A 13,128-nucleotide genomic window follows, 5' to 3' on the forward strand; every position below is an offset into this window, starting at 1 on the left:
TCTCACCCCTGCGGGTCGCCGCCATCTGCCGGATCTCCATTCCAACGCGGGCGGAGATATGGACTGCGGAGGGATGGCATGGAACATTCAGAAAACCCGATCAAACCTAGCATTCACGCGGATCGCGCTTATGCGCTCATACTGTCAGCCGTGCTCAAGTGCGAGACTGCACAGGATCAGCTTTTGCTGATCAATTCGATCCTTAGTCAATGTGCCATCTTCGTCTGCATGCTGAGTGGTGAGCAGGAGTTTCACGCTCTCTTAGACCGGCTTAAGTGCGTGGATCTTGAAGAGATCAGCGATGGATTGCGACCTCAGAAGATCCATTGAGTGCTTGCGATAGGTCGCGATGGCCATCTGTCCCAATATACCGCCGTGACCTGCATCCATTCATGACCTAGCTCGCGACTGATCGCTTGTCCTGCCTTTGCGTCTTGAACGCGCCAAGTTGCCGTGCCGTCAGATATTGCGTCGAGGGCCCGCCAGCGACATGTGCCGCCACCCCAACAGCATTTCATCGTGCGCCCGCACCTCGCGATGATGCCGTCCGTAGATATTGTTCAGACCTGCCGTTTTGTATTGGTTATCACAGGGGGATGTTGTCGCTTATAGCGATTGTGCGCCGGAAAGAAAGGGCGCGCGTTGGGTAATTGATGCGAAAAATCTGAAGCCGGAGGGTCGCCATTCCATGGTGTGGAACTGCCTTTGATTGTCTCCGTTATGACCGTGTGATTAGCTGATTTACGACCGGAAACCACTCCGGTCGCCATCTAAAAAGAGCGGGAACATCCGCCTGAGAGGTGTCCAATGCGACGCACTGCTTCTGCCACTTCAGCGGCCACAGTCAGCTATTTCTTCGGGCTGGCCACCAGCCAGCCCTGATCCCGCCTTTTAAGTCCCCCTACTAACATCTACACGACGGTTTTCCGTCCTGGAGTTCGTCTATGCGTGCCCCGCATCAAGGCACCCCGAAGTCACGTCAAGTCGTGGCGGCGGTGATTGGCAATGCGCTGGAGTGGTATGACTTCACCGTCTACGGATTTCTATCGGGCCTCATCGCCCGGGTCTTCTTTCCATCCAGCGACGAATACACCTCGATGCTGATGACGCTGGCAACGTTTGGCGTCGGCTTCTTCATGCGGCCCATCGGCGGCATCCTGCTTGGGCTCTACGCCGACAGGCGCGGACGCAAGGCAGCCATGCAGTTGATCATTCGCCTGATGACGATAGCGATCGCGCTGATTGCCTTCGCTCCCGACTATGCGGCCATTGGCATTGCCGCCCCTCTGTTGATTGTGGTGGCTCGTATGCTCCAGGGCTTTGCAACCGGAGGCGAGTACGCCAGTGCCACGTCCTTTCTGGTGGAATCCGCCCCCACTGGAAAGCGGGGCCTCTACGGTGCCTGGCAATTGTTCGGGCAATGCCTTGCAGTGTTTGCCGGCGCAGGCATGGGGGCACTGATCACGTCCTTGTTTACACCGGAAGCGCTCGACAGTTGGGGGTGGCGCATTCCCTTTGTCGTGGGCCTGTTGATAGGTCCTGTCGGCCTGTGGATGCGCCGACATCTGCAGGAAACCGACGAGTTTTTGGCGACCGGTGCAAGCTCGGGCGTAGTGCGGGAACCGCTGCTCAGCGTCCTCCGTCAGCACCGGCGCGCGGTGCTGGTCAGTATGGGAATGACGGTTTTCGGCACGGCATCGTTCTACGTCATCCTCGTGCACATGCCGACGTTCGCCAACAAGGAACTGGGATTGCCGTTGGATCGGGTCTTCCTGATACAGATGGCGGCCGTGTTGGTGATGACCCTCATCATTCCCCTGGCCGGCGCCTTGTCCGACCGTGTTGGCCGACGCCCTGTGCTGTTCGTCTCGACGCTCATGTTCTTCCTGATGGTGTACCCGCTATTTGCCTGGGTCACGTCAGCTCCCAGCCTTGAACGCCTGTTGATCATGCAGTTGCTGTTGTGTGCCAACCTCGGGGTGTGCTTTGGTCCGGCACCAACAGCGCTGGCCGAGCAGTTTCCCACGCAGGTTCGTTCCACTGGCATTTCGGTGGGCTACAACATCGCGGTCATGCTGTTTGGCGGATTCGGCCCATTCATCGTGACCTGGCTCGTGCGCGAAAGCGGTTCGCCGATGGCTCCCGCCTGGTACGTGCTATGTGCCACGTTGTTGAGCCTCATCGCCACCGCCTGCCTGCGCGATAACGAACCGCGCAGGCTCGCGCAGGAGCTCCAGCCAGAGATCCCCGCCTAGCGCTACTTCGCTCTAAAGAGCCACCGGAAATCACAACAAAAAAAGGTGACGGCATGAAATTCGTATTTCTTATCCGCATCGCGGTGACGGGCTTGCTGTGCGCGATGGGCGCACAGGCAAGTTCGCTGATTGACGACGGCAAGACCACGGTGAAGTACAGCCAGTACTACTTCAAGGAGAACGACGGCGGCGGCGTCGGGCCAAACCGTGATGAATGGGTCCAGGCCGTGCAACTCGGCTTCAGCTCCGGCTGGTTCAAGGACGTCCTGGGTTTCGACTACACCCATGCGCTCGCCGATGATCTGTTCGTCGGTGATGCTGCTACCAGCCTCACCAACCTCTCCGCGGGAAGTTCGCCGCGGGATGCACACAGTATCAACAAACCGTTGGAGGCGTATCTGCGCACGCAGTGGCAGGACGAGGCGGGAACCTGGACGGCCGGCTACGGAAAAAAGGCGCGACGTTATCCCATCTATATTGATGACACGAGCCGGATTCTGCCGGCGGCGAGCATGGGGTGGGACCTGGGCTTTGCCACTGACGTGATGAACCTGCACTACAGCCGCCTGCATGCGTTCAGCCCGCGCAATGCGACGGGCTGGGGTGAAAGGCTGGAGAACTTTCGGGGGCAGCAGATCGACAATCTGCAAATCTACTCTGCGAGCTACAAGACGCCATTCGGCACCCGTCTGCTGGGAGAATACGCAGAGGCCCAGGACTATCTGCGCAGCGGATTTCTCCAGGTCGAGCAGACGTTTCCCCTGACCGCATCGCAATCGCTGGCCGTCAGTTTGACCCATGGCCGGCAGCAGGATGCCGGCAAGCTCTTCGAGTATGAAGGGGTACGCCGGCTGTACGAGCCAGAGAGCAGCCACGATGCGCGCTATCTGGATATGACAATGCGCTACACCGTTGCTGGGCACTCGCTGGCGTTCAGTTGGAACAAGGTTCGCGGTGATGACTTTGATCGGCTGTTCTTCGCTCAGGATCACGGCACCTGGAACAGCAGCGGCAAGCTCTATTTCTACTTCGGCCTGCGCGACGAGGAAATGTACAAGGTCAGCTCGACGGTCGACTTTGCCGGCCTGGGGGTACCCGGTTTGAAGATGCTCTCCTACTACGCCTTCTCGAACCAAGCCTATGGCTACGATGGGTTCTCTCGCAGAGAATTCCAGAATGTCTTCCAGTACAGCTTCGACGGCCCCTTGCAGGGGCTGAGCGTGGCCTGGCTGCATGACCGCTTTCACACGGAAGGTTCCCCGGACGGTATTCACCGGACCGTTGCCTCTCGGGGACCTGCGGGCATCATTACAGAACACTCGGAGCGGTTTTACCTGACGTGGCAGCGGTCCTTCTGACGACGATGCTCATTTCTCATGCAACAAGCAGAGGAATGCAGGGGCAATGCTATCTTCCAAGATACACCGCCGTGATCTGCGTCCTCTCATGCCCCAGCTCGCGGCTGATGGCCTGTCGCGCCTGTGCATCCATGGCGCGCTGTGCTGGAGTCAGTGAACGCGCCGAAGGCCCGCCAACAGCCGGAGCCTTCCAGCCCGTCAGCACCTCATAGCGATCCTGCGCGTAGCGATGCCGCAGCCCGTGCATGTTGCTCAGACCGGCTGCTTTGCACTGCCCGTCATAGGTGTGGCGCTGCTGAATATAGTTCTTGTGGGCCGGGATCAAGGCACCGGCACCCGCGAACTGGTGCGCCAGGTCGAGCACTTGCCGCTGCTCGGCGGTGGTGATCGGCACGGTGCGCTCGCGACCACCCTTGGTCCAACTCCCCTTGAGCGCGATATGGTCGCCGCGGTCCGCATAGCCGGGTTGGAACTTGATGGACTCTTCCCGACGCAGCCCGAACGCCTGCTGCAGTTGCAGGCTCATCTGCACATGCGTATCGCGCACGCTATCGAGCGCATCGCCCAACGTCTTTGACTTGTCGGCGTTGGTCACATGCTGACGCTCAGGGATGCCCAACCGCGTGTTGTCAGCCGGAATGACACCGGCCTTGCCCACTTTCTCCGCCCACCAGCGCAAATGTGCCAGGCGATTCTTGAGCGTGCCGGCGGACAGTCCTTCGGACTGCCAGCGCTCCACCAGTGCCTCCACATGCTTGCCCTTGATCGAGCCAGTGCTCATCCGCCGAAACCCCCGCTTCGCTCAGTTGTTCAGCGACCAGGGTCAGCCCGCGCAGCCGGTCGGCCTGGGTCGTGTGGCTGCCGTCTTTGTTGCGTCGGCATAGCTGCCGCAGCCCATAAGTCAGATCGTCCATACAGCACCTCAATCGTGTTGTGTCTTGTCCTGCTTTCTGAGGTCGAGTCGGTTAGTGAAGTTGCCGGCTCGCCAAGGCGAGGCTCCCGAAGGACAAGGGCATGGTGCTCAGAACACCGGTTTGCCTCAGATGAGGCGTCCGCCGTGCTCCCTGGGGGGAGACAGAACGGGGGTACAGCGAGAGAACAAACAAGCCAGTAGCGGTGATGAAGACCTCCTTTAAAAGTGAGTGAGATGGGTAGAGCCGGTCGCGAGCATTGCGCTCGAAACATGGCCGAAGGAATGGCGCGCCGTGGGCGCAGGAAGGACGAGGACAAGCGGAGAAAGGTGGCTCTGCCCCATGGGGAGGGGCGGCATGCGGGGGAGCCTGGGCACGCCTGGGGATGGTTCCACCCTGGTTAGGGAGACGCTTGCAGGAACCTGCGTCGTTGGGGGTGCCGATGTACAAAGCCCATCGGTCTTGGCGTAGTGCAAGGCCAGTGTAGGGGGGCATCGTCACGGATGCCGCAAACAATAGGATCGCCATCAACCCCATATTCCGCGCAGGTTCCAGGGGGCCGTCACTGCCGAAGCAGTGACGGCCCGTCGCGTAGCTTTGGGGTCCGTGCAAAAGGCCAAAGGCGCTGCGGCAGCTCCCGTGCCCTAGGGGTTGGGCCAGTCGTGTGTATGCCTGCTGACGCGCCCCTGCAGGGCTTGTCGGCTACCCATGCTGGGCGCGCAATGGGTTCTCCCATTGCACACCCAGCACGGGCAGCTCGATTTGTGCGGTGGCTTGCCTGGAGTGAGCGCAGTGGGGTCAATGGCGGGCGCGCAAGCCGCAGCGGAGCGCAGCCGCAGGCGAGCACCGAACGGGTGAGCACCCGGCGCAGCACACCATTGATGCCCACGCAGCGACCCAGCCTGACGCCGGGTGCAGGGAGTGCTTTACTCCCTGCACCCTTGCCCTTCGGCGAGAACGGAGTTCCAAGAGGCAGCGCCTCTTGGTCAAGGCCGCAGGCCGCGAAGGTGGGTCAAGTTGCTATGGGGGGCTTGGCTTCCAGTAGCCGCTCTGCATCAGTTCTGCTGCCAGATCGCCTACCTTCGCCGGCATGTTCAGCATCGAGCGGATTGAATCCATGTGCTTACGCACCACCTCGGGCGAAGCGGGTTCGAGCGCGGGTACCAAGCTTTCCTGCGTACCTGGCGCTCCTTGAGTGGCCTCACTGGAGACGTGTTGCGCCGGCTGCGTTTGGCTGGCCAGCCGCTTGCCTGCCCAGAGCCGGAACTCACCTTGACCGACACGGCGGATGAGCGCGAACAGGTAAGCCACCACGTTGCGCACACCGCCATCCCTGTGGCGAGCCTCCAGCTCTTGCAGGACTTCCTGGCCCACCTCGCGGGCAGACGCCGCAATGCGGTTTGCATGTCGCGCCGTTGATCCTCTGCGGCGAGTTCGAGGCACGGCGGCAAGGGCAAGGGCGTGCCAGGCTCGCGCTCACACGCATGTGTGCGTGCGGTACGTACGTATTTTTTATACTTATCTTCTTTATACGTATGGCTATAACGCTGCTGTGTCTGGCGGTCGCGCTCGTTCTGCTGCGGAACGCTCGACTCGCCAGCAGAATCAGCGAAGGGCGGAGGCTCCGGTGCCATCGGCTGTCCTTGCAATGGCGATGGGGGGGACGGTGGATCTTCATCGTCATCGCGGTGCGTCTGGGCGTCCCTGACCGGCGCTGCGGCAGTAGATTCAAGCCCATCACGGATATGGATGGCAACGCGATCCACCTGATTGTTGTCGTGGCCGATGGAGTCTTGCAGAAGCAGCGGAAGACTCGCGTCGAGGTCGGACGCCTGTTGGAACGACAGTGGGCTTTCATGGACCTGGTACAGCTCGCTAAGGACGTGACCACTCAGAGGGTCACGATGTTGACCCACCAGGCTGATCCAGCCCGTGAGCCGGAGCACAATCAGGACGCGCCAGGCCGTTTCGTATCCGGCACGCTGCCCTAGCGGCGTGGAGGTCAAGTAGCGCCGCAGCTGGGCCAGGTTCGCCAGCGAACTGCGGCCATCCGTAGCGCGCAGCATGCGCAGTACCTGCCAACCGTTGCGTTCCAACGGTGTTAGCCGGATGTCGAGCATGAGTGCAGTAGGCGTGGTGAAAAAGGCCTCGGGTGCCTGCAGGGTAAAGTCGCTGCGGTCTGCCATGTGAGATCTCCAGGGTCTGGGCCACAACGGCCCGTACCCTGGAATCTCACCGCAGGCGTATACATACGTCAGCCGACAAAGCGGACCGCACCGTGACCTATTTTTCAGCACCCGTATATGCTGGAACGACTTCCTGGCTTGGTTTATGATCTCGATACCCCCTGTGGGGGTACAACTGGGGGTACTTCCAGCGATTCCCGCAAAGGCTGTGACAAGATTTCCCCGCGAAACCTAGCGTTCACGGGCCTTTGCCGACCGATCAACGTTTAAACGTGTGATCAACGTCTGACGGTTCCAGGCCGGATCCCAGTGGAGCGTGATAGCGCTCCCTGGACGATAGATCCCTGTTGAATCAGGTTGTGGGAAGTCTCGTTAGGCGGATAGCGATTGAAGAGTGTTTGGCTTCGTAGTCGTCGTCCGCCAGTGCCCGGCAGGTGCCGGTCGCCGTCCCACACGCACCTGACGCCCTTCATCTTTCCCTCCTACGCGCCAGCATGCCACGGCTCTTACTGATAGCTGATGGTGTAGGTCACCACGCCATTGGCAGAACCCGCCGTGATGGCCCCGCCAGTGCGCACATAGTGGGCTCTGAATGGAATATTGACCGCGACGTTTCCATATTGCCCGACCGGCCATTGATTCGGCGTACCCGCCGCCGTTGAATCCGGGCCAAAGCTGACCGGCGTATCCCCATCCCGGAAGATGCGTATACCTACGCCAGTGGCCTTTGAACCATTGGCCAAACCAAGCACATCCGAGCGATTCGCCGGGTTGGAGCTGTCGGTCATGCCCATGTACATCCTCGTCGTCGCCCCTTGCGTCCCTCCAGAGCATTGAAGCTGGATGTCGAACCTTTGTCCTGGGGAGATACCGTCTCTCTGCAAGGTGCCGATGGTGACGCCCCCCATCGGCACTAAAAAATTGGCGTTCGAGGACACTCTGCAGCTGGGAACCAACGGCTTGATGGGAACACTCGCGGCAAGCCGGACAATCATCACATCCTGGCCGTGATCCAGCATCCTCAACCGTCCAATGTCGCCGCCCAGCATCCCTCCCGCTGTAATCGGGCCGGTCTTGACGAGCTCGACCCTGAACCTCGCGCCCCCCGCGAAGTTCCAGCTCGCAGAGCCGTCGGGCACCGTCGTCCCCACCCACCACCCCGCATCTGTCCCGCTACCGGATGCATAGCCGATGCGAACGCCTATGCCCGCGACTCCGGTCGAATACGTGGAATATCTTGAATCAAAACTGCCGTAGCCGGTGTACTGATAGTTCCCCATATACGGCTTGCAGGCGATAAACGCGTTGTAACCGGACATGGTTGACTCCTGGGAGGCCAACACCGTTCCATCTGGAACCATGGGGTCGAAGGATGGCACCGCTCCCAGGCTGATCGTGTATCTGGCCACACTCACCTCACCAATATAGTCCTGCTCCACCCTGCAGGCCGCTCTTGCGTCCTTCATATGGAGGACGCTCGACATCAACAGAATGATCATTGCGAGCGAATGAGATGAATTCAAAATTTTGATTGAACGATGTGACCGGGTCATTTTGATTCCCAAAATAGGCAACTCATTGGCAAGGCAAGCCTTCCCGACCAACCCCGGCTTCACGCTCTTCAAGAACATCGACCTGAGCCTGGAATGCGGTGAAGTCGCCGTAGGCCAGTTGCGGATATACTTCAAGCCCGGTAAGAGCAGTGGCCTGGACGCCATCAGGGAGGCGCTTTTGCTTGCATGGAAAGCCGCAAAAGGTACGTCGTCGGTCGTTTCAGGATCAATCGGAGGATTCCTAAACCCACCCAAACCTTCGCTCGTTACTTGACGATGCATCCCGGGCATACCGTCTGCGGCGCGCCCTCGTAGCCGTCATCCGCCCAGCGCTCGCCTTGCCTGCAAACGCCAGGCACTTCATGACATTGCGCAACAGGCTTACCATGCACAGCGATACGGACCGCTACTTGCAACCGCTGCTTAACTCCATGTATTCGCTCATGCCGCATACAGACAGGGACCCGCCACAGATGCAAAGGAAAGTAATAGTCGTCGACGATCACCTGCTGACACTGATCGGCATTCGAGCGTCGCTCAGCGATGACAGCACGCTGCAGATCGTCGGCGAGGCCCAGGATGTCGAAGGGCTTTTCCAGCTGTTGGCCGAGCAGCCCTGTGACCTGGTCATCACCGACCTGATGATGCCCCACAGCCAACAGGCCGATGGCATCCGCCTGATCGAGCAATTGCGCCGTCGTTATCCGGCCATCGCGGTCATAGTGGTGACCATGCTCAACAATCCGGCGCTGCTGGCCTCGATCCTCAAGCTGGGCGTCCAGGGGCTGATCAGTAAACGCGGGGTACAGGGCGACCTGCAAAAGGCGGTTCGCGCCAGCCAGGCCAAACCCTTCATATCCCCGTCCATCAAGCATCTGCTCAACCCCGGCCAGCCCCTGAGCGAGATCGAACAACTGTCCCCTCGCGAAGTCGAGGTCTTGCGCCTGTACGGCGCCGGGCTGTCGGTCAATGAAATAGCCCTGCACCTCAACCGCTCCAAGCAGACCATCAGCAGCCAGAAAAGCAGCGCCATGCGCAAACTGGGCCTGGATAACAACGCCAGCCTGTACCTGTACATCCAGGAAGTCGGGCTGACCTGAGACTATGTCTAACCCTCTAGCGGGCCTGTCGCGTCTGACCCTCTGGATCACGCTCTTGCTGACCAGCGTTGCTTCCCTGGGCGCCACCGAGCCTGAGCCTGCGCCGCTGTCCCTGGCCACGCTGATGGCCCTGCGTCAGACACTGCCCCCGCGCCCGCTACGGGTCGCCGAAGTGAGCGCCTCCAACGAGCGACCCGAGCCGCGCGGCAACGTTGTCCTCAACCAGATCACCAACGACTACCTGGAACACATCAGCCAGTTTCTCGAACTGCCGATCCAGCGCGTGCCCTACCCTACGGTGGACACCGCCATCGCCGCCCTGACCAGCGGGGACATCGACCTGATGCCCCGCGCCACCGAATACGAAAGGAAGCAACCCGGGTTCATCTACAGCCTGCCCTACCTGGACAACGAGCCGATCATCGTCGGCCGCATCGCCGACAAGGACCTGCCTCCTGACCTGGCGGGCAAGCGCGTGCTGGTCCCGGCCTACTATGTACAGGCCGAAACAGTCGGCAAGGCTTACCCCAAGGCCGAACTGATCGTGATCAAAAGCATTGTCGAAGGCCTGCAACGCCTGGCCGACGGCGAGGCCGACGCGCTGATCGGCGATCAGCTGCGCAGCAACTTCTACATGCGCAGCCTGGCCAACCTCAAGCTGCAGAACAAATACGTCGCCAACCTGCCGGCCATGGGCTTCAGCTTCGCCGCACAGGGGCATGAAGAGAATCTGGTCACCCTGATCAACGCCTCGCTGAAGACGGTGACCCGGGAGCGCAAGCAAGCGATCTTGCAGCACTGGGAACGCTCGCCCTGGCTGTTCGCGCCGACCGACTCCTTCGCCCTCAACAGTGCGGAAGACAGCTGGCTCAAGCGCCTTGCGTCGCTGAACCTGATCGCCCGCCAAATCCCCAATTACCTGTACCGCAATGCCGACGGCCAATGGGCCGGGCTGGCATTCAATGTGCTGCGCAGCCTGGCCGACGACTATCAGCTGCAACTGAACATCATCGACAGCCAGTCGCCGGAAATCGATCGGCAGCGCCTGGAGCGCGACGAGGCGCAAATCGCCCTGTCACTGGTACCGACCCCGGTCCGACAAAAGAGCCTGCTGTTCAGCGATGGCTTCGGCACCGAATACTGGGCCTTCGTTACCCGCCAGGGCGCCAGTTCCCCCAGCTCACTGGCAGCCCTGGGCGGCAGGCGCCTGGCACTCCAGGCCGGGCATCCCCTGCAGCACCTGCTCCAGAGCCGCTACCCGACCATCGAACTGGTGCTCACCGACAATTACGATCAGGCCGTGCAATTGGTGGAACAGGGCATGGTCGACGCCATGCTGAACAGCGCCGCCGATGCCCGGCACATGACCAATCCGGGGCTGCGCGTCGGCAAGCAGTTCCAGGCCCAGCCCGAGCCGCTGGTGTTCGCCGTCTCGGCCGAGCACCCCGAACTCCTGAACATCCTCAACAAGCTCCTGTACTCATTGAAGAACTCGGACGGCAACCAGGACCGTATCAGCGTTCTGGCACGGCCCGCGACCAAGGGTTCGCTCTGGGACTATCTACCGAAATGGGTGTGGCAGACCGCTGCACTGATCCTGGTGCTGGTGTTGCTGTCCTTGCACTGGAACTGGCGCCTGCGGATTCAGATTCGCAAGCGGCGCGCCGCGCAGAACCAGCTCAAGGACCAGTTGGCCTTCCAGTTCGCCTTGCTCAACGGCTTGCCCATTCCCCTTTACGTACGTGACCTGCAGGGGCGCCTGAGCACCTGCAACCACGCCTATGAGCAGTTCTTCGGCCAATCCCTGGACGAGATCCGCGGCACCACGCCCCAGGAGCAAGGCATAAGCCCACCCGCGCTGGCCCGGGAGCTGGAGGAACAGCACCAGCGGCTGCTGGATAACCGCCAGTCGCAGTTCCTCGACAGCGTGATCGAGGTCGACGGCAAGACCCATCATATCTACCAATGGCTGGTGCCCTTCTACACCGCGCTCGGCAAACAGCAGGGGCTGCTGGGCGGCTGGATCGACATCAGCGTGCGCAAGCACCTGGAAAACAAACTGCTCGAAGCCCAGCAACAGGCGCTCGACGCCAGCGCGGCGAAAAGCCAGTTCCTCGCGACCATGAGCCATGAGCTGCGCACCCCGCTGAATGCCATGGTCGGCCTGCTGGAACTGGAAACCAGCGGCTCGTCCCAGCCTTCGCAAAACCTCAGCATTGCCCAGCAGTCGGCGCAATCGATGATCGACCTGATCGGTAATATTCTCGATCTGGACAAGGTCGAAACCGGCCAGATGGAACTGGCGTCCAGCCCCACCGCGCTCGCCCCGTTGCTGGAAAACTGCCTTGAGCTGTTCGCTGTCCAGGCCCGGAAAAAGCACCTGGAACTGAAACTGGAACACCACCTGGACCCTCAGCGGCGCTATCAGGTGGACGCCATGCGCCTGACGCAAATCCTCCATAACCTGCTGTCCAACGCCCTGAAGTTCACCGCTCACGGCCAGGTCGAACTGCAGGTCCGGGAACTGGACTTGGCCCCGCGCCAGAGCCGGTTGACATTCCAGGTCAACGACACCGGTATCGGCATCGCCGAGGAGCTCCAGCCACAGATCTTCGCGCCCTACCAGCAAGCCCATGCGCAGATCGCCCACCTGCACGGCGGCTCCGGCCTGGGCCTGAGCATCTGCAAACAGTTGGTCGAACTCATGGGTGGCACCATCCGACTCGACAGCGCCCCCGACCAGGGTTGCCGGGTCAGCTTCGAACTGATCCTGCCCTGGCAGCTTGCCGAGGACGAGGCGCAGCAGGCCGCTCATGACTCTGCAGCGGTCGCCGCGCTGAATGTGCTGATCGTCGACGACGTCTCCACCAACGGCCTGGTGCTCGAGCAACAACTGCTCAGGCTCGGCCATCGGGGAACTTATGTCAGCAGCGGCAAGGCGGCCCTGCAGGCCTGGGAACAGGGCCACTTCGATGTGCTGATCACCGACTGCAACATGCCGGACATGGACGGCTACGCCCTCACCCGCAGCGTTCGGACCGCGGAACAGGCGCGCGGCCTGCCAAGGCTGCCGATCATCGGCTACACCGCCCGGGCCCTGGCGGATGAAAGGCAGCGTTGCCAGGCGGCCGGCATGGACGACCTGATGATCAAGCCCATCGTCCTCGAACGCCTGCGGGAAATGCTTGGCGGGCTGAAAGCGCTCGGCGTCCTTCCCCAAACCACAACCGCTTTACCCCTCGCCCCACCCGAGTCAGCCTCCGACCAGGCGGCTCCCGCGACCTTCAACCTGTCCCAGCTGGAGGTTTTCCAGAACGATCCACAACTCAAGGAACGCTTGCTCCAGGAGCTGCGCCGGAACCTGGAGCAGGAGCACGAGCTGCTGAGCGCCCCGCTGCCCGACACGCCGGAGTTCCTCGAACAGTGGGTCCACCGGGTCAGCGGCCTGGCTTGCACCGTCGATTCGCCAGCCTTGATGCGCGCCTGCCTCGACCTGCAACTCGCAGCCCGCGAGGGTGCACAGAATCTGGATGGCCAACGCAAAGCCGTGCTGTCCGTCATCGAACGCATGCTGCGCGACATCGAACGCCACGGCTGACCCGCTCCGGGCAACCCTGCGCAACGCATCCCGCCCTGGGCGACGCCCGGGTCGGCGCCCTGAAACATCTTGTTCCATTCCCTCCCCACGCCTTTCGTACTCGTCTCATACAAGCCCGCACGCCTGCTCGGCATCCTAGGCGCCCTTCGTTACCGGGCACTGCCAGC

At 61.2% G+C, this 13,128-nt stretch carries 7 protein-coding genes and 1 pseudogene; 5 read left to right on the plus strand and 3 right to left on the minus strand.

Features of this window, described 5'->3' with window-relative positions:
• Positions 1-78: 78 nt before the first annotated feature.
• From PVZ78_RS14190 to PVZ78_RS14200, 3 genes are all read left to right on the plus strand, one after another.
• Complete coding sequence (locus PVZ78_RS14190) at positions 79-330, plus strand: hypothetical protein (RefSeq protein WP_273828846.1); 252 nt, start codon at positions 79-81, stop codon at positions 328-330.
• Positions 331-944: 614 nt separating this feature from the next.
• Positions 945-2,255, plus strand: coding sequence for a citrate-proton symporter (locus tag PVZ78_RS14195; RefSeq protein ID WP_273828847.1), 1,311 nt, complete (start codon positions 945-947; stop codon positions 2,253-2,255).
• A 53-nt stretch (positions 2,256-2,308) separates the two neighbouring features.
• On the plus strand, positions 2,309-3,613 hold the full coding sequence (locus PVZ78_RS14200; RefSeq protein ID WP_273828848.1) for an OprD family outer membrane porin: 1,305 nt from the start codon (positions 2,309-2,311) through the stop codon (positions 3,611-3,613).
• 49 nt (positions 3,614-3,662) lie between these two features.
• On the opposite strand, the pseudogene PVZ78_RS14205 reads toward PVZ78_RS14200, so the two are convergent.
• From PVZ78_RS14205 to PVZ78_RS14215, 3 genes and pseudogenes are all read right to left on the minus strand, one after another.
• Positions 3,663-4,527 (minus strand): annotated as a pseudogene (locus tag PVZ78_RS14205) (phage integrase N-terminal domain-containing protein).
• A gap of 1,091 nt (positions 4,528-5,618) precedes the next feature.
• Positions 5,619-6,710: an STY4528 family pathogenicity island replication protein gene (locus PVZ78_RS14210; protein ID WP_273828849.1), complete on the minus strand. Its 1,092-nt coding sequence runs from the start codon at positions 6,708-6,710 to the stop codon at positions 5,619-5,621.
• A 506-nt stretch (positions 6,711-7,216) separates the two neighbouring features.
• On the minus strand, positions 7,217-8,341 hold the full coding sequence (locus tag PVZ78_RS14215) for a fimbrial protein (RefSeq protein ID WP_273828850.1): 1,125 nt from the start codon (positions 8,339-8,341) through the stop codon (positions 7,217-7,219).
• Positions 8,342-8,736: 395 nt separating this feature from the next.
• Between PVZ78_RS14215 and PVZ78_RS14220 the strand changes: the two genes are divergently transcribed.
• On the plus strand, positions 8,737-9,363 hold the full coding sequence (locus PVZ78_RS14220; protein WP_273828851.1) for a response regulator: 627 nt from the start codon (positions 8,737-8,739) through the stop codon (positions 9,361-9,363).
• Positions 9,364-9,367: 4 nt separating this feature from the next.
• Complete coding sequence (locus tag PVZ78_RS14225; protein WP_273828852.1) at positions 9,368-12,961, plus strand: ATP-binding protein; 3,594 nt, start codon at positions 9,368-9,370, stop codon at positions 12,959-12,961.
• Positions 12,962-13,128: the final 167 nt, after the last annotated feature.

This window comes from Pseudomonas sp. SBT1-2 (assembly GCF_028640875.1).
In the GTDB taxonomy this organism is placed as follows: Bacteria; Pseudomonadota; Gammaproteobacteria; order Pseudomonadales; family Pseudomonadaceae; genus Aquipseudomonas; species Aquipseudomonas chlororaphis_I.

What these genes read in the sequence shown, in the direction of transcription:
- PVZ78_RS14220 (WP_273828851.1), top strand. Translation starts at nt 8,737, where the DNA reads ATGCAAAGGAAAGTAATAGTCGTCGACGATCACCTGCTGACACTGATC.
- PVZ78_RS14195 (WP_273828847.1), top strand. Translation starts at nt 945, where the DNA reads ATGCGTGCCCCGCATCAAGGCACCCCGAAGTCACGTCAAGTCGTGGCG.
- PVZ78_RS14210 (WP_273828849.1), bottom strand. Translation starts at nt 6,710, where the DNA reads ATGGCAGACCGCAGCGACTTTACCCTGCAGGCACCCGAGGCCTTTTTC.
- PVZ78_RS14200 (WP_273828848.1), top strand. Translation starts at nt 2,309, where the DNA reads ATGAAATTCGTATTTCTTATCCGCATCGCGGTGACGGGCTTGCTGTGC.
- PVZ78_RS14190 (WP_273828846.1), top strand. Translation starts at nt 79, where the DNA reads ATGGAACATTCAGAAAACCCGATCAAACCTAGCATTCACGCGGATCGC.
- PVZ78_RS14225 (WP_273828852.1), top strand. Translation starts at nt 9,368, where the DNA reads ATGTCTAACCCTCTAGCGGGCCTGTCGCGTCTGACCCTCTGGATCACG.
- PVZ78_RS14215 (WP_273828850.1), bottom strand. Translation starts at nt 8,341, where the DNA reads ATGTTCTTGAAGAGCGTGAAGCCGGGGTTGGTCGGGAAGGCTTGCCTT.